Annotated in this window: 17 protein-coding genes and 2 riboswitches; of the genes, 10 read left to right on the forward strand and 7 right to left on the reverse strand. The window is 67.2% G+C overall.

The annotated features are described in order from the left end of the window. Positions 1 to 15: 15 nt before the first annotated feature. Positions 16 to 1,134, reverse strand: a complete 1,119-nt coding sequence (gcvT, locus tag NX773_RS06710; protein WP_258855537.1) for a glycine cleavage system aminomethyltransferase GcvT — start codon at positions 1,132 to 1,134, stop codon at positions 16 to 18. A gap of 65 nt (positions 1,135 to 1,199) precedes the next feature. After that, a riboswitch (glycine riboswitch) is annotated at positions 1,200 to 1,296 on the reverse strand. Positions 1,297 to 1,314: 18 nt separating this feature from the next. Next, positions 1,315 to 1,400, reverse strand: a riboswitch (glycine riboswitch). A gap of 149 nt (positions 1,401 to 1,549) precedes the next feature. Between gcvT and NX773_RS06715 the strand changes: the two genes are divergently transcribed. Beyond that, positions 1,550 to 2,110 carry an ATP-dependent Clp protease proteolytic subunit gene (locus NX773_RS06715; protein WP_258855538.1) on the forward strand — a complete coding sequence of 187 codons (561 nt, stop codon included), beginning with the start codon at positions 1,550 to 1,552 and terminating at the stop codon, positions 2,108 to 2,110. A 128-nt stretch (positions 2,111 to 2,238) separates the two neighbouring features. Here the strand turns inward: NX773_RS06715 and NX773_RS06720 are convergent, their stop codons facing one another. Beyond that, positions 2,239 to 2,565 (reverse strand): hypothetical protein, encoded by a 327-nt coding sequence (locus NX773_RS06720; protein ID WP_258855539.1) that lies wholly within the window; start codon positions 2,563 to 2,565, stop codon positions 2,239 to 2,241. A 194-nt stretch (positions 2,566 to 2,759) separates the two neighbouring features. Next, positions 2,760 to 4,148, reverse strand: a complete 1,389-nt coding sequence (locus NX773_RS06725) for a methyl-accepting chemotaxis protein (protein WP_307728442.1) — start codon at positions 4,146 to 4,148, stop codon at positions 2,760 to 2,762. Positions 4,149 to 4,456: 308 nt separating this feature from the next. Between NX773_RS06725 and smc the strand changes: the two genes are divergently transcribed. The 9 genes from smc (at position 4,457) to NX773_RS06770 (ending at position 16,776) form a co-directional block, all read left to right on the forward strand. Then, complete coding sequence (gene smc / locus NX773_RS06730; RefSeq protein ID WP_258855540.1) at positions 4,457 to 7,981, forward strand: chromosome segregation protein SMC; 3,525 nt, start codon at positions 4,457 to 4,459, stop codon at positions 7,979 to 7,981. After that, positions 7,978 to 9,102, forward strand: coding sequence for a cell division protein ZipA C-terminal FtsZ-binding domain-containing protein (locus tag NX773_RS06735; protein WP_258855541.1), 1,125 nt, complete (start codon positions 7,978 to 7,980; stop codon positions 9,100 to 9,102). Before smc ends, NX773_RS06735 begins: the two co-directional genes overlap by 4 nt. Positions 9,103 to 9,112: 10 nt before the next feature. After that, positions 9,113 to 11,464: an NAD-dependent DNA ligase LigA gene (ligA, locus tag NX773_RS06740; protein WP_502572673.1), complete on the forward strand. Its 2,352-nt coding sequence runs from the start codon at positions 9,113 to 9,115 to the stop codon at positions 11,462 to 11,464. A 19-nt stretch (positions 11,465 to 11,483) separates the two neighbouring features. Beyond that, positions 11,484 to 12,377 (forward strand): UTP--glucose-1-phosphate uridylyltransferase GalU, encoded by an 894-nt coding sequence (gene galU, locus NX773_RS06745; RefSeq protein ID WP_258855542.1) that lies wholly within the window; start codon positions 11,484 to 11,486, stop codon positions 12,375 to 12,377. Next, the gene (gene def / locus NX773_RS06750) at positions 12,374 to 12,910 is read left to right on the forward strand and encodes a peptide deformylase (protein ID WP_258855543.1); all 537 of its coding nucleotides are present in this window, start codon (positions 12,374 to 12,376) and stop codon (positions 12,908 to 12,910) included. Before galU ends, def begins: the two co-directional genes overlap by 4 nt. After that, positions 12,907 to 13,398 carry a hypothetical protein gene (locus NX773_RS06755; protein ID WP_258855544.1) on the forward strand — a complete coding sequence of 164 codons (492 nt, stop codon included), beginning with the start codon at positions 12,907 to 12,909 and terminating at the stop codon, positions 13,396 to 13,398. The genes def and NX773_RS06755 overlap by 4 nt, the downstream gene beginning before the upstream one ends. 112 nt (positions 13,399 to 13,510) lie before the next feature. Continuing rightward, positions 13,511 to 13,930 (forward strand): polysaccharide deacetylase family protein, encoded by a 420-nt coding sequence (locus tag NX773_RS06760; protein WP_258855545.1) that lies wholly within the window; start codon positions 13,511 to 13,513, stop codon positions 13,928 to 13,930. Next, on the forward strand, positions 13,931 to 15,397 hold the full coding sequence (locus NX773_RS06765) for an ATPase domain-containing protein (protein ID WP_258855546.1): 1,467 nt from the start codon (positions 13,931 to 13,933) through the stop codon (positions 15,395 to 15,397). Positions 15,398 to 15,405: 8 nt separating this feature from the next. Then, positions 15,406 to 16,776 carry a hybrid sensor histidine kinase/response regulator gene (locus tag NX773_RS06770; RefSeq protein ID WP_258855547.1) on the forward strand — a complete coding sequence of 457 codons (1,371 nt, stop codon included), beginning with the start codon at positions 15,406 to 15,408 and terminating at the stop codon, positions 16,774 to 16,776. Positions 16,777 to 16,778: 2 nt separating this feature from the next. Here the strand turns inward: NX773_RS06770 and NX773_RS06775 are convergent, their stop codons facing one another. From NX773_RS06775 to NX773_RS06790, 4 genes are all read right to left on the reverse strand, one after another. Beyond that, entirely contained in the window at positions 16,779 to 17,708 is a 930-nt protein-coding gene (locus tag NX773_RS06775; RefSeq protein ID WP_258855548.1) for a DMT family transporter, read from the reverse strand. Positions 17,709 to 17,975: 267 nt separating this feature from the next. Continuing rightward, positions 17,976 to 19,730 (reverse strand): DUF885 domain-containing protein, encoded by a 1,755-nt coding sequence (locus NX773_RS06780; RefSeq protein ID WP_258855549.1) that lies wholly within the window; start codon positions 19,728 to 19,730, stop codon positions 17,976 to 17,978. A gap of 87 nt (positions 19,731 to 19,817) precedes the next feature. Next, positions 19,818 to 21,455 carry a M28 family peptidase gene (locus NX773_RS06785; protein ID WP_258855550.1) on the reverse strand — a complete coding sequence of 546 codons (1,638 nt, stop codon included), beginning with the start codon at positions 21,453 to 21,455 and terminating at the stop codon, positions 19,818 to 19,820. 31 nt (positions 21,456 to 21,486) lie between these two features. Then, entirely contained in the window at positions 21,487 to 22,698 is a 1,212-nt protein-coding gene (locus NX773_RS06790) for a pyridoxal phosphate-dependent aminotransferase (protein WP_258855551.1), read from the reverse strand. Between the last annotated feature and the right edge of the window lie 57 nt (positions 22,699 to 22,755).

Here is a 22,755-nt window from a genome sequence, read left to right on the forward strand (position 1 = left end):
TTCGGGCCGGGCAAATCAGGCGGCCAGGATCTTGCCGTTGCGGACGAACGGCAGCTTGACCACCGAGGCGGCCAGCTTCTTGTCGCGGATCTCGACGTGCACGGTGTCGCCGACGTTCACGTCCAGCGGCACGCGCGCCAGCGCGATTGCCTGCTGCATGGTCGGGCTGAAGGTGCCGCTGGTGATTTCGCCGGTGTTGCCCGACGCTGCCACCACTTTCTGGTGGGCGCGCAGGATGCCGCCTTTTTCGCGCAGGATCAGGCCGACGAAGTTGGCGCGCTGGCCCATCTGCTGCAGCGCGGCCTTGCCGATGAAGTCGCGCTCGGACACCAGATCGATGGTCCAGGCCAGGCCCGCGTCGAGCGGGTTGACGGTTTCGTCCATGTCCTGGCCGTACAGGTTCATGCCGGCTTCCAGGCGCAGCGTGTCGCGCGCGCCCAGGCCAGCGGGCTTGATGCCGGCGGCGGCCAGCGCGTTCCACAGCGCCTCGACCTGCGATGCCGAAACACCGAGCTCGAAGCCGTCTTCGCCGGTGTAGCCGGTGCGCGCCACCATCACTTCGCCAAACTGCGTGTCCTTGACGATGACCGCGTTGAAGGGCTTGAGCGGCTCGGACGGCGCTTTGGTCGCCGGCAGCACTTCCCACACCTTGGCGCGGGCGTTCGGGCCCTGCACCGCGACCAGCGCGATCGGGTCATTGCCGTCCCGGCGCTGGGTGATGGTCAGGCCGCTGCCGGTGTCCAGGTTCTGCTTGTTGATCCAGGCGACGTCCTTCTCGGCGGTGCCGGCGTTGACGACCAGGCGGAACCAGTCCTCGCTGAAGAAGTACACGATCAGGTCGTCGATGACGAAGCCTTGCGGATTGAGCATGCACGAGTACAGGGCCTTGCCCGGCGCCTGCAGCTTGTCCACGTTGTTGGCCAGCAGGCCGCGCAGGAAGGCGCGCACGTTGGCGCCCTTGATGTCCACCACGCACATGTGCGACACGTCGAACATGCCCGCATCGGTACGCACCGCGTTGTGCTCCTCGATCTGCGAACCGTAGTTGACCGGCATGTCCCAGCCGCCGAAATCGACCATCTTGGCGCCGGCGGCGCGGTGTACGGAATTGAGCGGGGTCGCTTTGAGCGTCATGGAATCCTCAGGGCAGGTGAATAGGGTACATGCACGACACACCGCGCGATGCGGCCCGCGTGCCTTAGCGCCCCTCTGTCCTTGGTACCTGAGAGATAGCGGCTCGCTGCCGCCTGCCCCTTCGGTGGGCCGCGTTCGCGGCCGCTCTCCAGAGTTAAGCCGGCCGCGCGCTGCGCCGCCGTCCCTTGACCGGTCCTTTTGCCTGAGAGTTTTTGGGTGATGCCCCTTCGGCGGCCGCGTGCGCGACCCTCTCCCGGTCAAGACTGTGGAGGATATGCCAGCATGACCCTACTGTCAACTCGGAAAGCCGAGTTGCCGTGAGGTCAGTACCAGCGCACGAATGAGGACGGGCAAAACCGGCGTCGGGACGTCGTTTGTTAAACTACCGTCTAACACTTTTCGAGCAGGGAAAATGATGAGCGAAGAGCAAGCAAAGCAGTGCAAGGAAGGCTGGTACACCTTGTCCGGCGACGTCAACAGCGACATGGTGCACCGGGTGTTCGAGTCGGTGGCGATGATGACCGAGGATGGCATCGAACGGGCGCACATTTTGGTGCAGTCCAACGGCGGCTACGTCAGCGACGGGTTGTGCCTGTATAACTTCCTGGGCAATTCGCCGATCGAGTTCGTCATGTACAACGGCGGCGCGGTGGCGTCGATCGCCGTGATCATGTACCTGTCGGGCACGCGCCGTTACTGCAGCGAAACGGCGCGCTTCATGGTGCACAAGTCGCACGCCACGGCCTCGCCCGGTTCACGGCCGGACGCGCTCAATATCATCGTCGAGGGCCTGCGCGCCGACGATGCGCGCACCGAATCGATCCTGCGTAAGCACATCGAGCTCACGCCCGAGCAGTGGGGTATCCACCAGTATTCCGACCTGCACCTCAATTCGCGCGACGCCAAAATTGCCGGAATGGTGGACGACATCATGGATTTTGCGCCGCCAAAAGGGGCGGTGCTGCGCAATATCTGAACCGCTGGGTTATTTTCACGTAATCCGTGAAATAACCAGGGTTTGATTTATTGTTGAATTAACCCGGCAATAAAGATGTAAAAAGCCCGCCGAAGATTCGACGGGCTTTTTGCCAAGTAACGACCAGCTTAGCGCTTGTTGTCGTTCTTGTGGCTTTGACGGCCGGCTTCCGCATGCTGCTCGCGGGTGCCGCCACGCATGCCCGAGCCGGAGCCGCCGCCCGATTTCGAGCCGCCCGAGCCCGACTGGCTGTTGCCGTCGTTCTTGTGGCTCTGACGACCAGCCTCGGCGTGCTGCTCGCGGGTGCCGCCGCGCATGCCCGAGCCCGAGCCCGAGCCCGAGCCGGAGCCCGAGGAAGCCGACTGACGGTTGCCGTCATTCTTGTGGCTTTGGCGGCCGGCTTCCACGTGCTGCTCGTGAGTACCTCCCTGGGTGCCCTTGCTGTTCGAGTTCATGATCATTCCTTTCAAAAATGGAAAATGTCTTACTCGCCAATTTCTGCCGGCGAAAATAAATCGCCAGCAGTTTTCGGTGATCAAATGATGCGAGCCGAGCCGTTAAATCGGTATCGGATCATTTCTTGAACCCGTGTAGGACATTCTCTATCGATCACTCGCTCGTTATTAGAGGCAATTGATAACAGGAATAATTAAAACTCTTCCCAATCCGATTCCTGGATCGTCGCCTGGGCGGCGCCGTTGGCCCGGCGCCGCGGCGCAGCGCTACGGGCCGGACGCGGCCGCGTGCTGGCCTCGGCGGCTCCGGCGGATCGCGGACGGGCCGGCGCTTGCTGGACCGGCGCCTTGGCACCGGCAGGAGCTGCTTGCGTGGCCGGGACGGGGAGCCTGGCGCGGGCCGGCGCGGCCTGGCCGCCGAAGGCCGTCACCAGCCGGGTCAGCGTGTCGGCCTGCTCGCGCATGGATGCGGCGGCGGCGGCCGATTGCTCGACCAGCGCGGCGTTCTGCTGGGTCGCATGGTCCATCGCGGTGATGGCCTGGTTGACCTGGTCGATGCCGCTGGTCTGCTCGGCGCTGGCGTCGGCGATCTCGCCGATGATGTCGGTCACGCGCTTGACGCTGGCGACCACCTCGTTCATCGTGTTGCCGGCCTTGTCCGCCAGCTCCGTGCCGGCGTTGACCTTCTCCACGGAGTCGTCGATCAGTTCCTTGATCTCCTTGGCCGCCGCCGCCGAGCGCTGGGCCAGGCTGCGCACTTCCGAGGCCACCACGGCAAATCCGCGCCCCTGCTCGCCGGCGCGGGCCGCCTCGACCGCCGCGTTGAGCGCGAGGATGTTGGTCTGGAAGGCGATCCCGTCGATCACGCCGATGATCTCCGCGATGCGCTTGGACGATTCGTTGATCGAGGCCATGGTGCCGACCACTTCGGACACCACCGCGCCGCCCTTGACCGCCACTTCCGATGCCGACACGGCCAGCTTGCTGGCCTGGTGCGCGTGGTCGGCGTTCTGCTTGACGGTCGCGGTCAGCTCTTCCATCGACGAAGCGGTCTCCTCAAGCGACGCGGCCTGCTGCTCGGTGCGCGCCGACAGGTCCAGGCTGCCGTCGGCGATCTCGCCCGTGCCGCGCACCAGCGATTCGGCGCCGGTGCGCAGCTCTTGCATCATCGCCGCCAGCTTGTCGTTCAACTGCTGCAGGTGGCACAGCAGCGTGCCGGCATCCCCGCCCTGGTCGGTTTCCAGCGTGCCGCCGAGCTGGCCGCTGGCAAGCCGTCCCGCATACCGGGCCGCTTCGCGCAGGGTATTGGCAACCTGGGCCGCGAGCCACAATCCGAGCAGGGTGCTGACCACCAGCCCAAGGCCAATCGCAACGGCTGCGTAGACCTGGATGCCAACGATCTCGGCGTGCAACTGGTCTGGCGCATGCGCCGCGGCGCCGGCCCGGCCAGCCTGCAGCCCCAGATCCCCGATATTGGCTAGCTGCCCGATCAGCCAGGCCGAGAGCACGGCGCCCAGGCTGAACGCGAGCAGCACGCCGCCGCAGATCTTTATTTTGTTGTCAATTTTGCGGATCGATGTCATCGCAGGTTTCCTTCAGGTCGAGGAGGGGACCATGTTATGTTAAGGAAACGCGACTTCTTGCCATTGCGGCTAGTCAATGCGGTGGCTGGCACGCCGGGGAGCGCGCGCTTGGGCAAATCGGCCGCCTCAGGTATAGTCCGGTTCGCTTTGGTGTTCGGCCGGGCGGCACACGGCAGCGGGGGGGGCGGTCTAACGGGTCGTTCGAACGGGTCAGTTGAGAGGGGCTGCGCCCCTCTGTACTTGGCCGAAGAGCAAGCAACAGATGGTATGATAGGTCTTTTAACGATTCCCAGGCTGCCTTAGACAACGTGCGACTATCCTCCATTAAATTGTCGGGATTTAAGTCATTCGTCGATCCGACCAATTTCCAGGTGCCAGGCCAGCTGGTGGGCGTGGTCGGACCGAACGGATGCGGCAAGTCGAACATCATCGACGCCGTGCGCTGGGTGCTGGGCGAATCGAAGGCTTCCGAGCTGCGCGGCGAGTCGATGCAGGACGTGATCTTCAACGGCTCGACCCACCGCAAGCCGGCCGGGCGCGCCTCCGTCGAGCTGGTGTTCGACAACAGCGCCGGCAAGGCGTCCGGCCAGTGGGGCCAGTATGCCGAGATCGCGGTCAAGCGCACGCTCACGCGCGACGGCACTTCTTCGTATTTCATCAACGGCCAGCCGGTGCGCCGGCGCGACATCCAGGACATCTTCCTGGGCACCGGCCTGGGGCCGCGCGCCTACGCCATCATCGGCCAGGGCATGATTGCCCGTATCATCGAGTCGCGCCCGGAAGAGCTGCGGGTGTTCCTTGAAGAGGCGGCCGGCGTCTCGAAGTACAAGGAGCGCCGGCGCGAGACCGAGAACCGGCTCGCGGACACGCGCGAGAACCTGACGCGGGTCGAGGACATCCTGCGCGAGCTGAACGCCAACCTGGAAAAGCTGGAGGCGCAGGCTGCGGTGGCCAATCGTTTCCACCAGCTGCAGGCCGACCAGGAAGAAAAGCAGAAGCTGCTTTGGTTGCTGCGCAAGAACGAAGCGCAGGCCGAGCAGAAGCGCTATTTCGGCGAAGTGGAGGCGGCCCAGACCGCGCTGGAAGAGCAGACGGCCAAGCTGCGCCACGTCGAACTGGAGCTGGAGCAGATGCGCCAGGCCCACTACGCGGTGGGCGACCGCCTGCATCAGGCGCAGGGCGCGCTGTACCAGACCAATTCCGAAATCGGCAGCCTGGAAGCGCAGATCAAGTACGTGATCGAATCGCGCACGCGGCTGCAAAACCAGCTCGGCACGCTCGCGGCGCAGCGTGACCAGTGGCTGACGCAGGGCCAGGAGTTCCAGGAGCAGCTGGAAGAGGCCGAGATGCGCCTGGAGGAGTTGGCCGCGCGCGCGGAAGGCGCCCAGATCGCGGTGGAGGTGCACAACGAGCGCCTGCCCGAACTGGACGCGGTGTGGCGCGCGGCGCAGGACAAGACCAAGGAGTCGCGCGAGCGCATCATGCAGCTGCAGCAGCGCATCGAGCTGTCGTCGGCGCACCAGCGCAACGCCTCGAACATCCTGGCCAACCTGGCCGGCCGGCGCGAGCGCCTGCAGCAGGAAAAGAACGGGCTGAACCTGCCCGACAGCGCGCACCTGGAAAACCTGCGCATGCAGCTGGAGGAAAAGCAGCAGGCGCTGGAAGAACAGACCATGCTGCTGGAAGAAGCGGCCGAGCAGCAGCACCGGGTCGAGGAAGAACGCGCGGCCGCCCACCAGGCCGCGCAGCAAGAGACGGCAGCCAATGCGCAGCTGGAAGCGCGCCTGTCCGCGCTCAAGCAGCTGCAGGAGCGCGTACAAACCCAGGGCAAGGTGCAGCCGTGGCTGCAGAAACACGAGCTCGACAAGCTGCCCAAGCTGTGGCAAAAGCTGCAGATCGAGGACGGCTGGGAGACCGCGCTCGAATCGATCCTGCGCGAGCGCACCGGCGCGCTTGAAATGTCCAACATCGACTGGGCCAAAGCGTTTTTCAGCGACGCGCCGCCGGCGCGCCTGGCCTTGTACGCGCCGCTGCCCGCCGGGCCGCAAGCGGCGCAGGTGCCGGGGCTCAAGCCCTTTGCCGGCCTGCTCAAGCTGAACGACCCCGGCCTGCGCGGGCTGCTCAACGACTGGCTGCACAATGTGTTCGTGGCCGACGATGCGGCCGCCGCGTTTGCCGGGCGTTCGCAGCTGCCGGCCGGCGCTTGCTTCGTCACGCGCCAGGGCCATGTCATCGCGCAGTCGAGCGTGCGCTTTTATGCCGCCGACGCGGAGCAGGACGGCATGCTCGGCCGCCAGCACGAAATCGACAACATTTCGCGCCAGCTGCGCGCGCAGGCGCTGCTGGCGGACGAGGCGCGCGCACGCGCCGTACGCGCCGACGCGGCCGTGGCCGACCTGTCGCGCCGCCTGCAGGAAGCGCGCGCGAAGGTCACGGGCCTGACCCAGCAAGTGCATGCGCTGCAGATCGACGTGGTCAAGCAGAGCGAGATCGAGGCGCGCTTCAACCAGCGCAGCACCCAGATCGATAGCGACCTGGCCGAGATCGCCGCGCACGAGGCGGAGCAAAAGCAGATCCAGGCCGAGGCCGAAGCCGAGTTCGAACAGCTGGATATGGAGCTGGCCGAGCTGCAGGGCGCGCACGAGGACCGCCAGACCGAGTTCCTGCAGAAGGAACAGGCGCTGACCGACGCGCGCGACAAGCTGCGCGAGCTCGAACGCAGCGCGCAGGAGGCCGCGTTCGCCGAGCGTTCGCAACGCAGCCGCATCGAGGAACTGCGGCGCAACATCGCCACCGCCAGCCAGCAGGCCGCGCAGGTCGCCGCCAGCATCGAGTCGGGCAAACAGGAACTGGAAGCGCTCGAATCGGGCAGCGCCAACGAGGGCCTGCAGGAACTGCTGGAGCGCCGCACGCAGCAGGAAAAGGCGCTGTCCGAGGCGCGCCACGAACTGGACCAGATCACGCAGCAGCTGCGCCAGGCCGAAGAGTCGCGCATGGCGGCCGAACGCAGCCTGCAGCCGCAGCGCGACAAGATCACTGAAATGCAGCTCAAGGAGCAGGCCGCGCGCCTGAACCAGGAGCAGTTTGCCGAGGCATTGGCGGCAACCGGCGCGGTCGAGGCCGAGCTGCTTGAGAAGCTCAACCCGGACATGAAGCCGTCCTGGCTGCAGGGCGAGGTGACGCGCCTGACCAATGCGATTTCGGCGCTGGGCGCGGTCAACCTGGCCGCGGTCGACGAACTGGCCCAGGCCACCGAGCGCAAGCGCTTTCTCGACTCGCAGAACGCCGACCTGCAGGAGGCCATCGCCACGCTCGAGGATGCGATCGCGCGCATCGACAAGGAGACGCGCGACCTGCTGCAGGACACCTTCGATCGCGTCAACCAGCACTTCTCCGAGCTGTTCCCGATCCTGTTCGGCGGCGGCCAGGCCAAGCTGGTGATGACCGGCGACGAGATCCTGGACGCTGGCGTGCAGGTGATGGCCCAGCCGCCGGGCAAGAAGAACGCCACCATCCACCTGCTGTCCGGCGGCGAGAAGGCGCTGACCGCGACGGCACTGGTGTTCTCGATGTTCCGCCTGAACCCGGCGCCGTTCTGCCTGCTCGACGAGGTGGACGCGCCGCTCGACGACGCCAATACCGAGCGTTTCTGCCGCATGGTCAAGCGCATGTCGGACCAGACCCAGTTCCTCTTCATCTCGCACAACAAGATCGCGATGGAGATGGCCAACCAATTGATTGGTGTGACGATGCAGGAGCAAGGTGTATCGCGCATCGTGGCGGTGGACATGGAGTCCGCCGCGAACTTCGCACAAGAGGCACAAGCAGCATGACTGATTTTCAAATGAGCCTGATCGCGGCTGGCGGCGTGTTCGTCGTTGGCGTCATTAGCTACAACAAATGGCAGGAGTACAAGGCCAGGAAGAGCGTGGAGCGGGCGTTCTCGTCCGACCACGACGACGTGCTGATGCGCGCGGACGGCACCTTGACGTCGCGCCAGGAGCCGGTGCTCGACCTGGGCGTGGCCCCGGCAGGCGAGGGCGTGGTGCTCGAGCCTTCGCTGGGCACCGCCGGTATCGCCGACGAGGCGGCGCCCGCCGCTCCGGCGGCGCCGGTGCACCTGCCTGGCGCGGCGCCCGATACGCCCCCGGCCGAACTGGCCGAAAGCCTGGTGGACCCGCTGATCGACTGCCTGATCCCGCTCGCGCTGGAGCTGCCGGCGCGCGGCGACAAGCTGCTGCCGGTGCTGCAAAAGCTGCGCCGCATCGGCAACAAGCCGGTGCACTTCATCGGTTTGCACGTGAACGGCGACTGGGAGCCGATCGTGCACGGCGGCGTGTACACCAAGCTGCAGGCCGGCGTGCAGATGGCCACCCGCACCACTTCGCTCAACGAACTCGAATACTCCGAGCTGGTCACGCGCCTGCGCCCGCTGGCCGACGAGATCGGCGCCGAGCCCGAGCTGCCCGACATGATCGAAGCGGTGGGCGAGGCGCGCAACCTGCACAAGTTCGTGGCCGGTCACGACGCCCAGTTGGGCGTGAACCTGCGCTCGAACGGCGCGCCGTGGGCCATGGCCACGCTGATCGGGGCGCTGGAGAACCAGGGCTTCGACGTGCGCCCCGATGGCCGCTTTGCGATGCCGGACGGCGAGGGCGGCGTGCTGTTCACGCTGTCCACCAACGTCACCCTCGGCTCGGACACCACGTCCAAGCTCACCCTGCTGCTGGACGTGCCCTGCGTGGCCCCGGCCCGCGACGGCTTCGGCAAGATGGTGGCGTGTGCCAAGGCGCTGGTGCAGCGCCTGGACGCGACCATCGTGGACGACTACGACCAGCCGCTGCTCGATGCGGCGCTGGACGAGATCAGCGGGCAGGTGCAGGAGTTCTACCAGGAGATGGAAGCGGCCGACATCCCGGCCGGTTCGACGCGCGCGCTGCGCCTGTTCAGCTGAGGAAGCTGGCGTGCACAAGGAAGACGACAAGAAGCGCATGGCGTGGCTGGTCGAGGAGCTGAACCGCCACATCTACAACTACCATGTGCTCGACGCGCCGACGATTCCCGACGCCGAGTACGACCGGCTGTTCCGCGAACTGCAGGAACTGGAAGCGAAGCATCCGGACGCGGTGTCGGTCGATACGCCGACCTCGCGCGTGGGCGCGGCGCCGATCCCGGAATTTTCCCAGGTGACGCATGCGCTGCCGATGCTGTCGCTGAACAACGGCTTTTCGGACGAGGACATCGACAACTTCGACCGCCGCGTGCGCGACGGCCTGGGCCGGGCCCAGGTTGCGTATGCCGCCGAACTGAAGTTCGACGGGCTGGCGATCAGTCTGCGCTACGAGGATGGGGTGCTGCTGCAGGCCGCCACCCGCGGCGACGGCTACACCGGCGAGGACGTCACGGCCAACATCCGCACCGTGAAGGTGATCCCGCTGCGCCTGCACGGCCGCAGCGTGCCCGATGTGCTGGAAGTGCGCGGCGAGGTCCTGATGTTCAAGCAGGACTTCGAACGCCTGAACCAGCGCCAGCGCGACGCCGGCCAGAGGGAATTCGCCAATCCGCGCAACGCCGCCGCCGGCAGCCTGCGCCAGCTCGACGCCCGCGTCACGGCCCAGCGCAGCCTGCGCTTCTTCGCCTATGGCATCGGCGTGCTCGAAGGCGCCGACATGCCGCAGTCGCACTCGGCGGTGCTGGACTGGTTCGAGCAACTGGGGCTGCCGGTGTCGAAGGAGCGCGCCGTGGTCAACGGCTGCGAAGGGCTGCTCGGCTACTACCGGGCGATCGGAGAAAAGCGCAAGTCGCTGCCCTACGAGATCGACGGCGTGGTGTACAAGGTGAACAGCCTGGCCGACCAGGCCCGGCTCGGCTTCGTGTCGCGCGCGCCGCGCTTTGCGCTGGCCCACAAGTTCCCGGCCGAAGAGGCGCTGACGCTGGTGCAGGCGATCGACGTGCAAGTGGGCCGCACCGGGGCGATCACGCCGGTGGCGCGGCTGGTGCCGGTGTCGGTCGGCGGCGTGACCGTGACCAACGCCACCTTGCACAACGAGGACGAGGTGCGCCGCAAGGACGTGCGCGTGGGCGACACGGTGGTGGTGCGCCGCGCCGGCGACGTGATCCCCGAGGTGCTGTCGGTGGTGCTGGAACGCCGTCCGCACCCGGCGCCCGCGGTCTATGCCTTGCCGAAGGCGTGCCCGGTGTGCGGTTCGCACGTGGTGCGCGAAGAGGGCGAGGCGGTGGCGCGCTGCTCCGGCGGGCTGACCTGCGCGGCGCAGCGCAAGGAAGCGATCCGGCACTTTGCGGGCCGCCGCATGATGGACATCGAAGGCCTGGGCGACCGCTACATCGACAGCCTGGTCGAGTGCGAGCTGATTCACGGGGTGGCCGACCTGTACCGCCTGACGCTGGACGACCTGCTGGCCATGAAGCGCGCCGCCGACGAGCGGGACGGCACCACGCCCGAGACGGTCAAGCAGGGCAAGATCGCCACCAAGTGGGCCGACAACCTGCTGGCCGCGATCGAGGCCAGCAAGCGGCCGCCGCTCGAGCGCCTGCTGTTCGCGCTGGGCATCCGCCACGTCGGCGAGTCCACCGCCAAGACCCTGGCCGACTGGCTGGGAAGCCTGGCGCTGGTGCGGCGCGCGCCGGCCGCGCTGCTGCGGGTGCTGCCGGACATCGGCGGCACCGTGGCCGAGGCGATTGCCGACTTTTTCGCCGAACCGAAAAACCAGCAGGCGCTCGACGCGCTGCTTGAGGCGGGGGTGGAGCCGCAGGGTGAGCACCCGCCGAAGGCGCAGCTGCGCGAGCGCCTGGACGAGGTCACGCTGCTGGCCGCGCTCGACATTCCCAAGATGACCGAACCGCGCGCGCGCCAGCTGCTGCAGGACGGGCGTACGCTGGACGATCTTGCGCACCTGAAGATTTTCAGCGTGTTCGGCCTGCCCGACGCGCTGGTCGAATCGCTCGAGCTCTGGATGGCTACCCCGGGCAAGCGCCAGTTGCTGCAGGCCACAGCCGGGCTGCGGCGCGAACTGCTTGCCCAATTGCCGCTGCAAGCGGCGGCAGGCGACGAGGGCCCGCTGGCCGGCAAGACCTTTGTGCTCACAGGGACGCTGCCGACCCTGTCGCGCGACGAAGCCGGCGCGATGATCGAGGCGGCGGGCGGCAAGGTGTCCGGCTCGGTGTCGAAGAAGACCAGCTTCGTGGTCGCCGGCGCGGAGGCGGGCAGCAAGCTCGCCAAGGCCGAGCAGCTCGGTGTGCCGGTGCTCGACGAGGACGCGCTGCGCGCCATGCTCGCCCAAGGCGAAGAACAATGAAAGAAAAAGGACAACACCAATGACGACAATCAGGAAGGCCGTATTTCCGGTCGCCGGCCTGGGCAGCCGCTTTCTGCCCGCCACCAAGGCCCAGCCGAAGGAAATGCTGCCGATCGTGGACAAGCCGCTGATCCAGTATGCGGTCGAGGAGGCGGTCGCGGCCGGCATCACCGAGATGATCTTCATCACCGGCCGCAACAAGCGCGCCATCGAAGACCATTTCGACAAGGCCTACGAGCTCGAGTCCGAGCTGGAGGCGCACGGCAAGCAGGCGCTGCTCGACGTGGTGCGCGGCGTGATCCCCAAGAACATCACCTGCATCTATATCCGCCAGTCCGAGCCGCTGGGCCTGGGCCACGCGGTGCTGTGCGCGCGCCCGGTCGTGGGCAACGAACCGTTTGCGGTGCTGCTGGCGGACGACTTCATGGATACCGACGCCGGCAACAAGCCGGTGCTGGCGCAGATGACCGAGCTGTACGAGTACGAGCGCTGCAGCCTGCTGGCCGTGCAGGACGTGCCGCGCGAGCACACGCGCCAGTACGGCATCGTCAGCGCCTCGGCCTATCGTCCCGACCTCGAAGTGGTGTCGGGCATCGTCGAAAAGCCGCAGCCGGAGCTGGCGCCGTCTACGCTGGCGGTGGTGGGCCGCTACGTGCTGTCGGGCGCGATCTTCAATCACCTGGAGCACCTGGGCCGTGGCGCCGGCGGCGAAATCCAGCTTACCGATGGCATCGCCGCGCTGATGGCGCAGGAGCGCGTGCTGGCCTACCGCTATTGCGGACAGCGGTATGATTGCGGCTCCAAGCTCGGATACTTGAAGGCGACCGCCGCCATCGGTCTCAAGCACGCGGAAACTGCCGAGGGATTCCGGGCCTTCCTCGACCAGCTGCAAAAGGAGCAGGGCCGGCCATGACTGTCCGCGAGATCCTGAAGATGGGCGACCCGCGCCTGACGCGCGTGTCCGACAAGGTCGCCAGGTTCGGCACGCCCGAGCTGCACGCGCTGGTCGCTGACATGTTCGAGACCATGCACGCGGCCAATGGGGCCGGGCTGGCCGCGCCGCAGATCGGCATCAATCTGCAGCTCGTGATCTTCGGGTTCAAGCACAACCAGCGCTATCCCGATGCGCCCGAGGTGCCCGAGACGGTGCTGATCAACCCGGTGCTGCGGCCGCTGTCGGACGAGATGGAAGAGGGCTTCGAGGGCTGCCTGTCGGTGCCCGGCCTGCGCGGCAGCGTGCCGCGCTACACGCGGCTGCATTACGAGGGCTTCGACCAGCACGGCAACTGGATCAGCCGCGACGCCGAGGGCTTTCACGCGCGCGTCGTGCAGCATGAGGTGGACCACCTGCTGGGCATCCTGTACCCGATGCGGATCAAGGACTTTTCCCGCTTCGGCTTTACCGACGTGCTGTTCCCCGACCAGGCGCCAGGAGACGACGATTGAACCGATTGCTTGAGCGCGGCGCGGCCGCCTTGTTGTGCATCCTGGCCCCGCTGGCGCATGCGGGCGAGCCGTTCACCGCAATCGAGGCCGAACCGAAGAGCGAGGTCTGGCTCGACAGCGGTTTTCTCACCGGGCACTTCAACCGCGACAAGGACCTGAACGGCGCCAACCGCGGGCTGGGCGCCGAGTATCGCTTCAGCGGCACGGCCTCGGCGGCGGCGGGCCGCTTCTACAACAGCGATCGCGCCTGGTCGAGCTATGCGGGCGTGATCTGGCAGCCCCTGGCGGTGGGCCCGGTGCGCCTGGGCGCGGCACTGGCGCTCTTCAATGGCTATCCGCACATGCGCGATGGCGGCTGGTTTCCGGCCGCGGTGCCCACCGCAACCGTCGAGTACCAGCGGGTTGGCGTGAACGTCGGCTTTGTTCCCAGCTACAAAGACCGGCTCTACGGAGGCATTTCGGTGCAGCTCAAGCTGAGGCTGTGGTAAGTCCTGTAATGTAAATTGTTTCTTTTTTGTCGTTCAAGCATAACAATCGGGCTATAATCGCCCGACTGTGTGGCCTATGGCTGCCCGGCCGTACCATCTATTCTTTCCCCACATGGACAAACACGACGACAAGCGGCAGCAACTGCTCGTTGCAATGACGGCGAGCTGCGGCGCGAGCACCCGCGATGGCACGCTCTCGCTGCTGCAACCATGGTCGCGCCTTGCGCGCCACCTCAGCCCGCTCATCGGGGAGAGCGGCTTCTGCGCCCTGTTCGGCAGGGCGGCACGGCTCGTATCGGCGCGCTTCGACTGGGTCGCCGGTCCCTCTTTCAAGACGATCGAGTCGCTGCTTGGGGCGCTGGGCGAGCGCCTGGCCAGCGTCGGCGCCGAGCAGGCGCGCGCCGCCAACACGGCCCTACTCGACACTTTCACCCGGCTGCTCGCCGACCTCATTGGCGAAGCGTTGACGATCCGCCTTTTACACTCGGCTGCGCTAAGCACGGGTGAGCAGAATGCACAGGAGCAGAAGTAAATGACCGACAAAGTAATGCTGCGAACCTTGAACACAGGCGTGCCCGGTCTCGATCTGCTGCTCGGCGGGGGACTGATCGAGTTCTCTTTCAACCTGATCGCGGGCTCGCCCGGCTGCGGCAAGACCACGCTGGCGCACCAGATCATGTTCTCGCTGGCCGGTCCCGACTGCCGCGCGCTGTTCTTCACCGTGCTCGGCGAGCCGCCGCTCAAGATGCTGCGCTACCAGCAGCAGTTCGGTTTCTTCGACCTGGACAAGGTCGGCAGCTCGATCCGCTACATCAACCTGGCCGAGGACCTGCGCGCAGGTGACTTCTCCGGCGTGCTGGAACGGATCATGAAGGAGGTGGAGGACTTTTCGCCGTCGCTGGTGTTCGTCGACTCGTTCCGCTCGGTGGTGCAGACTGCCAAGGGCGGGCTGGAAGGCGTGGCCGACCTGCAGGCTTTCGTCCAGGAGCTGGGTACGCGCATGACGAGCTGGCAGGCCACCACCTTCCTGATCGGGGAATACACCCAGTCCGATGCCGAGGCCAACCCGATCATGACGGTGGCCGACGGCATGATCGCGCTGTCCCAGTGGCAGGAACAGAACTCGGTGGTGCGCAAGATCCGCGTGGTGAAGATGCGCGGCCAGGCCCACATGGCGGGCTGGCATCCGCTGCGCATTACCGACGACGGTTTGCGCATCTATCCGCGCCTGCTGCCGCCGCTGGCCGACGACCGCGTACCCGGCGCTTGCATCGAGCGCGAGCCACGCCGCATCTCGACCGGTGTGCCGGACCTCGACCAGCTGCTGTGCGGCGGCCTGCCACAGGGGCACACCGCGCTGGTGGTCGGCCCGACCGGAACCGGCAAGACCATCCTTGGCACCCGCTTCCTGCAGGAGGGCGTGCAGCAGGGCGAGAAAGGCGTGGCCATGCTGTTCGAAAAGGGCACCGCCCGCCTGCGCAATGCACAGCTGGCGGAAATGGTCCAGGCGGGGCAGGTGCGCGTGATCGAAAGCCGCTCGCTCGACCTGACCGTGGAGGAGCTGCTCGACGACCTGGTCTGCGCCATCGCCGAGACCGGCGCCACGCGCGTGGTGATCGATTCGCTGTCCGAGTTCGGGCTGTACCTGGCGCCGGAGGTGCGCGGCGACTTCCGGCGCGCCGTGTTCCGCGTGCTGGCCTCGCTGGCCAAGGGCGGCGTGACCGCAATCGTCACTGTCGGCATGGAAGACCGCTTTACCGACATGCGTTTTTCGTTTGATGACATCTCGTTCCTCACCGATGCGGTGATCGCCATGCGCTACGCGGAAGTCGAGGGGCGCTTGTGCAAGCTCGTCTCGGTGGTCAAGGTGCGCGGCAGCGCGCACAGCAACGAGCTGCGCGAATACCGCATCACCGACCAGGGCATCGAGATCGGCGTGCGCCCTGGCTACACCGGGCTGCTGTCAGGCTCGCCAACCAGGACCGGCGACGGCCATTGAGAGAAGGCATGGGACACGTGAACGACGAAGACTCCGGCTCGCAACAGCGCGTCCCTGCCGGCTCCAGAGGGGAGCCACCGCAATCGCATGCCGCGCTGCGCGCGCAGGTCGAATCGCTCCAGCAGGAGCTGGCAGTCTTGCGCGTGGTGGCGCGCGAAAAGGCGGAACTGGAACTGACGGCCGCCCAGCTGCGCGAGGCGAACCAGAACCTGGTGCTGGCCACCGTCACCGCCCAGAGCGGGCGCGACGATGCCGAGGAAGCCAACCGGCGCCAGACCGAGTTCCTGGCCATGCTCGCGCACGAGTTGCGCAATCCGCTCGCGCCGATCGGCACCGCGGCCGCGCTGCTGCCGCGCACTGCCGGCGACGATGCCAGGGCGCTGGAGCTGGCACAGGTAATCGGCCGCCAGGTCGCGCACATGGCTCACCTGCTGGACGACCTGCTGGATGCGGCGCGCATCAGCAGCGGCAAGATCACGCTGTCGCTGCAGAGCGTGCGGCTGGATCAGGTGATCGAGCAGGCCGTGGAAACGGTGGCCCCGCGCGTGCGCGAGCGCGCGCAGGAGCTCGCGCTGACGCTGCCGCGCGAGCCGCTGGTGCTGCACGGGGACAGGGTCAGGCTGACCCAGGTCTTCACCAACCTGCTGTCCAACGCCTCCAAATACACTCCCGAGGGCGGCACGATCCGGCTAACTGCCGTGGCCGATGCCGAGCAGGCGGTGGTCACGGTGCAGGACAACGGCACGGGCATCGCGCCCGGGTTCATGCCGCACGTGTTCGACCTGTTCACGCAAGGGCCGCGCGCGCTGGCGCGCACGGAGGGCGGCCTGGGCGTGGGCCTGAACGTGGTGCGCAACCTGGTCGGCATGCACGGCGGCCGGATCGACGCCTACAGCGCGGGGGAAGGGGAGGGCAGCCTGTTCACGGTGACGCTGCCGCTGCCCGAAGGCACGCTCGCGCCGCCGCGCGAGGCGCGCACCGTGCGGCGTGGGCGCGCTGCGCCGCTGCGCCTGCTGCTGGTGGAGGACAACCGTGACGCCTGCGAGACGCTGAGCCACCTGTTGGCGCTGGAAGGGCATGAGGTGCAAGTGGCTTACGACGGCAAGGCCGGGCTGGCCGCAGCCACCGGCGGCGAGTTCGACGCGCTGCTGTGCGACATCGGACTGCCAGGCCTGGACGGGCTGGAACTGATCGCGTGCCTGCGCCGCGCGCGCGGCGGCAAGCCGCTCTACGCGGTTGCGCTGTCCGGCTACTGCCAGGCCGAGGACCGCAGCCGCGCGCTGGCCGCGGGTTTTGACGAGTATTGCGTCAAGCCGGTGAACACCGAGGCCTTGCTCGGCCTGCTGGGATCGCGCGGGCGCGCGGCGGCTCCCGGCTGACCTCAGGCGGGAGCCGCCGCCGGGGTGCGGTGGGCCGCGGTGCACGACAGCACCCCCGCCACCAGCAGCGCCACCGCCGCCAGCTCCGCCGGCGCGGGCGCGCGCCCTTCCCAGATAAAGCCGTACAAGAGCGCAAACAGCGTCTCGAACAAAATCATCTGCCCGGTCATCGTCAGCGGCAGCAGGCGGCTGGCGCGGTTCCAGAAGGCGTTGCCGAGCACCGAGGCGCAGATCGCCACGCCGGTCACGATGGCGCCGAAATACAGCCATTCGTTGGCGCCGTGCGCGCGCGGCGCCAATGCGAAGGCAGGGACGGCGAGCAGCAGCGATTCGGCGCCGGTGACCACGCCGGTCAGCAGGCTCCATTCATGCGACGTCACATGGTCCAGCCGCCCGAGCCAGCGGCTGTTCTGTACCGCGTACACGGTCCACGAAGCCAGCGCGCCCAGCGCGCACAGCAGGCCTTCGAGCGAGCCTTCGCTTGACGCTTGCAGCGAGTGCCAGCCGATGCACACCATGCCGGCGGAGGACAGCATCAGCGAGGGCAGCAGGCGCGCAAACGGCACCGCGCCGTGCTCGCGGCTGGCGACGATGGTCACCGTCACCGGCAAAAAGCCGACGATCAGCGAGGTCATCGCAATGCCGCCGGTCTGCACGGCGCGCGCCAGCAGCACGAAGTACAGGATGTTGCCCCAGAAGCTGAGCCAGGCAAGGGCGCGCCATTCGGTGCGGGTCAACACGCGCGCCAGGCGCGGCCATGCGGGAGCGATGAGCGCCACCGACAGCAGGCCGTAGGCGAGGTAGCGGCCGGCCGACAGCTGCAACGGGGTAAAGCCTTTTGCCAGTGCGGGCGCAAGGAAAACCAGGCCCCAGAATGCGCCGGCCACGGCGCCGCAGCCGATGCCGAGCCAGGTGTTTTTTGAAACTGTCACGTACGCGAATCTCCAGAAATCGCCGGTCTGTCCTCACCTGGCGAAATCGTGTTGAGATCTGCTGCAGTTCGGCCTGTAACGCGGGCTGGCAAAAAGTGTATCAGAGGGCGCGCACGTTTGCTGGCCGCGGATCAGGCACTTGGGGCGCCGGCTACCGTGCCACGGACACGCCGGCGTTCCCTGGTACCGCGGGCCGAGCTCCTCGCCAGTGAACTGCACCTTGCGCACGTTGATCGAGCCGGGCTGGCCGAGGATCCTGAGCATGGACTACCTCTGCTGCGTATAGGGGCTCTTGCCGCCTTGCGCGATGAAGGTGTCGATGCGCGCTTCCAGCACCGGCAGCGGCACGGAGCCCAGCTGCAGCACCGTGTCGTGGAAGTTGCGGATGTCGAACTTCGGTCCCAGCGCCTGTTCGGCCTTCGCGCGCGCCTTCTGGATCGCCATCTCGCCCAGGTAGTACGACAGGGCCTGGCCCGGCCACGATATGTAGCGGTCCACTTCGGTCTCGATCTCGTGGTCGGCCAGTGCGGTGTTCTCGTGCATGTAGGCTTGCGCCTGTTCGCGCGTCCACCCCTTGGCGTGGATGCCGGTGTCCACCACCAGGCGCGCGGCGCGCCAGGCCTGGTAGCTCAGCATGCCGAAGGTCTCGTAGGCGTTCTCGTAGATGCCCATCTCCACGCCCAGGCGTTCGGTGTACAGCGCCCAACCTTCGCCAAAGGCCGAGATGTAGGCGCGCCGGAACGGCGGCAGGCCTTTCTGCTCCAGCGCCACCGGCATCTGGAACGCGTGGCCCGGCGCCGATTCGTGCAGCGTCAGCGCGGGCAGGGAATACAGCGCACGCGCCGGCAGGTTGTAGGTGTTGACGAGATAAACGCCGGGGCCGCCGCGGCCGGCAGTGTAGTAGGGCGCCTGGTCCGGCGGCACCGGCACGATCGCAAAGCGCTTGCGCGGCAGGTAGCCGAAGTACTGCTCGGCCTTGCCGTCGAATTTCTTGGCGACCCAGGCGGCGCGCATCAACAGCTCCTCCGGGGTCTTGGCGTAGAACTGCGGGTCGGTGCGCAGGAACGACAGGAAGGCCGCAAAGTCGCCCTTGAATCCGGTGGCGCGGATCGTTTGCTCCATCTCGGCGCGGATTTTGGCCATCTCGGACAGGCCGATCTGGTGGATCTGGTCCGCGGTCAGCGAGGTGGTCGTGTATTCCACGATCTTGGATTGGTAGTAGGCCTTCCCGTCCGGCAGGCTCTCGGCCGCGAGGGCGGTGCGCGCATGGGGCATGTACTCCTCGCGCATGAAGGCGAGCATGCGGCGATAGGCCGGTTGCACGTCGTCGCGGATCGCGGCGGCGGCGTCAAGGCGCAACTGCTCCTGCTCGGCCGCCGGGATCGAGGCCGGCATTGCTTTGAACGGGGCGTAGAAGATGGTGTCCTGCGGCGTCTTCGCTTCGGCAACTGTCGCCAGCGGCGCGTCGCGTCCCGCCAGCGTCACCTTGGGCGGGGTGAAACCGCGCGCCAGGCCGGCGCGCATGTTCGCGGCTTCTTCGCCGAAATAGCGCGGGAATTCGTGGAGCTGGCTGATGTAGTTGCGGTACTCCTGGGCGCTCTTGAGCGGGTTGCGCGTCATGTAGGCCAGGTTGGTCCAGAAGCTGCTGTCGGCGTTGACCGGCTGCTCGTACTCGCGAAACCGCAGCGCCTCGGCCAGCGCCGCTATCTGGGCGCGGTACACCGCATAGTTGACGCGCTCACCCTCCGACAGGTCGGCCGGACGGATCGCATCGAGCTGCTTGAGCACCCCGGTCCAGTAGGCGAGCCGCTCCTGTTGCGAGCGCGCGTCCACGTGGGGCAGGGTGGGCTGCACGCCGGTGGAGTCTTCCGAGCGGGCCAGGCGCTGGGACTGGCGCCACTTCCATTCGGCGGTGTAGATCGACTTGAACCGTGCGTCGGCGTCGGTTGCGGCATGCACCGGCAGCGTGGCCGCCGACAGCACGCCAGCCGCGAACAGCGCGGCGAGCAGCTTCTTTTCCATTGTCCCCTTCCGTGCCGCACCGCGGCGAGTGATTGTTCGGACAATTGTTGCCCGGCCGGGCAAAAGAAGCAAGCCGCCGCGTGTCGGTCAGCGCTTCACACGCGCCAGCGGGTCGTTCGCGTTCCAGGTCGGCATCGCCGGCGCGTTGGCAACGGCGTAGCCCAGGTTGAGCGTGAACTGCGCCTGCTGCACCATGCCCGACAGGTCCCACTTCGGGTTGTATTCGTCGGTGATCTGGTGGTAGCGCTTGGTGAAGCCGACCATCTCTTCGTGCGAATGGCCCTGGTCGTGCGCGAACTCGAAGCTGCCGTCGCCCGAGAACACGGCCGAACCGACGTTAAACGCGGGCACGCCAGCCTTGGCGAACGCGAAGTGGTCGGCGCGGAAGTAGGCGCCGCCCAGGTCCGGCACCGGCGGCGCCAGCTTCAGCCCCATCGCCTTGGCCACTTGCGCGGCGGAGGCGTGGAGCGAACTGCGTTCGCTGCCGGGCACCCCGATGTCGCGGGTCTTGCCGACGAAGTTCATGCTGTCCAGGTTCAGGTCGGCGGCGGTTTTCGCCAGCGGCCACAAGGGATGCTGGACGTAGCCGTGCGCGCCGATCAGGCCCTGCTCCTCGGCGCAGGGCCACAGGAAGATCTGGGTGCGGCGCGCCGGATGGGCAGCTGCGGCCTGCGCCATCGCCAGCAGCGCGGCCGCGCCCGAGGCGTTGTCGATCGCGCCGTTCCAGATGTGATCCGGCTTGCCGTTGCCGGTGTCGATGCCCAGGTGGTCCCAGTGCGCCGAATAGACCACCGCCTGGTCCTTGAGTTTGGGGTCGGTACCCGGCACGATGCCGGCCACGTTGTACTCGTCCACGTTGCGCACCGCGCTTCTCACGTGCACGCGCGCGCTTGCGCCCAGTTCGACCGGTTTGAAGCCACGCACCTCGGCCTGCGCGCGCAGTGTGTCCAGGTCCTTGCCGGCGGCGGCGAACAGGGCGCGCGCCGCATCTTCGTGGATCCAGCCCTGCAGCGCATTGCCCGGGCCGGCCAGGTGGAACTGCTCGTGCGAGAAGCCGTTGGCCGGCACGCTCCACGGGTACGAGGCGGAAGCGTCGGTGTGGATCAGCAGGATGCCGGCCGCGCCCTGGCGCACCGCCTCTTCGAACTTGTACATCCAGCGGCCGTACCAGGTCAGCGACTTGCCGCCGAAGCGGTTGGGCTCGGCGGCGGTCGGCTGCGGGTCGTTGACCATTGCAACGAGCAGCTTGCCCTTGACGTCCGCGCCGGCGAAGTCGTTCCAGTGTTCTTCGTCCGCGTGGATCCCGTAGCCGACGAACACCACCGGCGCCTCGAAACTGGTCTCGTTCTGGCCGTTGGCGTTGCCGAACACGACCTCGGTGCCCAGGGCCGGCGCGAGCGTCTTGCCGCCGACCGAGAAGCTCACCGCGCTGCCCGGCAGCGTCTTTTCGCCGACCATGGCAACCTTCTGGCGATAGCTGTCGCCGTTGGCCGGTTTCAGGCCGACCGCCGCCGCCTGCGTCTCGAGGTAGCGCACCGCGAGTTCGCCGCCGCGCTGCCCGGTGCCGCGGCCTTCGAGCAGGTCGTCCGCCAGGAAGGCCAGGTGGGCGCGCAGCGGCGCCTCGGCCACCACGGGCTGGCTGGACGCCGGCGCGGCGAAAGCGGGCAGGGACAGCGCCAGCGCGCAGGCGGTGGCGGACAGGCGAAGCGGGAGCAAGCGGGTCATGCGTTACCTTTGTTGTTGTGGATGTGGGAAATCAGCGACTCAGCACCCGGGCCAGCCGGTCCACGGCTTCCTGGATGCGTTCGTATTTGGTGGCGTACGAAAAGCGTACGTGCTTGCGCGGCGCGGCAAAGCCGAAGTCGTCGCCCGGCACGATCGCAACGTGGGTGTCGTTCAGCACCGACCATGCGAACGCGGTGCTGTCGCCGGCGTCCTTGTGCGCCAGCTTGTCGATTTCGGCGTACACGTAAAAGCCGCCGTCGGGCATGACCGGCACGCCGAAGCCCAGTTCGCGCAGCGCCGGCACGAAATAGTCGCGGCGGCGCTTGAGCTCCAGCCGGCGCGCTTCGCAGATGGCGAGCGCTTCTTGCGAAAAACACGCCAGCGCCGCGTATTGGGCGATGGCGGACGGGCAGATGAACAGGTTCTGCGCCAGTTTTTCCAGCACCGGCACCAGGGCCTCCGGCACCACCAGCCAGCCCAGGCGCCAGCCGGTCATGTGGAAGTACTTGGAGAAGCTGTTGACGGTGATGACGTCGTCGCCATAGGACAGGGCGCTGACGGGCGCGCCGTCGAAGCACAGGCCCGAATACAGCTCGTCCACCACCGAAAAGCCGCCGCGCGCGCGCACGGCCTGGATGATCTCTTGCAGCTGCGCCGGGGTCATCGAGGTGCCGGTCGGGTTGGATGGCGAGGCGACCACCACCCCGCGGGTGCGCGCATTCCAGTGCTCGGCCACCTGAGCCGCGCTGAGCTGGTAGCGCGCGTCGGCGCCGCACGGCAGCAGCACCGGCTTGCCGCCGAAGGCCGACACGAAGTGGCGGTTGCAGGGATAGCAGGGGTCGGGCATCAGCACCTCGTCGCCCTCGTTGACCAGCGCGGCGCAGGCCAGCAGCAGCGCGGCCGAGGCGCCGGCCGTCACCACGATGCGGCGCGGGTCGATCGACACGCCGTAGGCGCTGGCGTAGTGCCCGGCGATCGCCTCGCGCAGGGCGGGCAGGCCAAGCGAGACCGTGTATTGGGTGTGGCCGGCGCGGATCGCTTCGATCGCGGCCTGCGCCACCGGCTCGGGCGCGGTGAAATCCGGTTCGCCCACGCTCATGCTGATGATGTCGGCGCCCGCGTGTTTCAGGTCGGCCGCGGCCTTGACCATTTCCATCACGCGGAAGGGCTCGATCGCGTCCACGCGCTGGGCCAGCTGCAGCGCGCGGGCGGCCTGCAGTTCAGGGTTGTTCGGTGCGTTCATTGGGTCTTGCTGGATTGGGAATCCTGCCATCTTAACCGAAGCGGGTAGGCGCCGCAG

The sequence above is a fragment of the Massilia solisilvae genome (genome assembly GCF_024753215.1).
GTDB classification, from domain to species: domain Bacteria; phylum Pseudomonadota; class Gammaproteobacteria; order Burkholderiales; family Burkholderiaceae_D; genus Telluria; species Telluria solisilvae.

Coding starts and splice junctions, on each gene's coding strand:
- gcvT (WP_258855537.1), bottom strand. CDS start 1,134: ATGACGCTCAAAGCGACCCCGCTCAATTCCGTACACCGCGCCGCCGGC.
- NX773_RS06715 (WP_258855538.1), top strand. CDS start 1,550: ATGAGCGAAGAGCAAGCAAAGCAGTGCAAGGAAGGCTGGTACACCTTG.
- NX773_RS06720 (WP_258855539.1), bottom strand. CDS start 2,565: ATGAACTCGAACAGCAAGGGCACCCAGGGAGGTACTCACGAGCAGCAC.
- NX773_RS06725 (WP_307728442.1), bottom strand. CDS start 4,148: ATGACATCGATCCGCAAAATTGACAACAAAATAAAGATCTGCGGCGGC.
- NX773_RS06735 (WP_258855541.1), top strand. CDS start 7,978: ATGACTGATTTTCAAATGAGCCTGATCGCGGCTGGCGGCGTGTTCGTC.
- galU (WP_258855542.1), top strand. CDS start 11,484: ATGACGACAATCAGGAAGGCCGTATTTCCGGTCGCCGGCCTGGGCAGC.
- def (WP_258855543.1), top strand. CDS start 12,374: ATGACTGTCCGCGAGATCCTGAAGATGGGCGACCCGCGCCTGACGCGC.
- NX773_RS06760 (WP_258855545.1), top strand. CDS start 13,511: ATGGACAAACACGACGACAAGCGGCAGCAACTGCTCGTTGCAATGACG.
- NX773_RS06765 (WP_258855546.1), top strand. CDS start 13,931: ATGACCGACAAAGTAATGCTGCGAACCTTGAACACAGGCGTGCCCGGT.
- NX773_RS06770 (WP_258855547.1), top strand. CDS start 15,406: ATGGGACACGTGAACGACGAAGACTCCGGCTCGCAACAGCGCGTCCCT.
- NX773_RS06780 (WP_258855549.1), bottom strand. CDS start 19,730: ATGGAAAAGAAGCTGCTCGCCGCGCTGTTCGCGGCTGGCGTGCTGTCG.
- NX773_RS06785 (WP_258855550.1), bottom strand. CDS start 21,455: ATGACCCGCTTGCTCCCGCTTCGCCTGTCCGCCACCGCCTGCGCGCTG.
- NX773_RS06790 (WP_258855551.1), bottom strand. CDS start 22,698: ATGAACGCACCGAACAACCCTGAACTGCAGGCCGCCCGCGCGCTGCAG.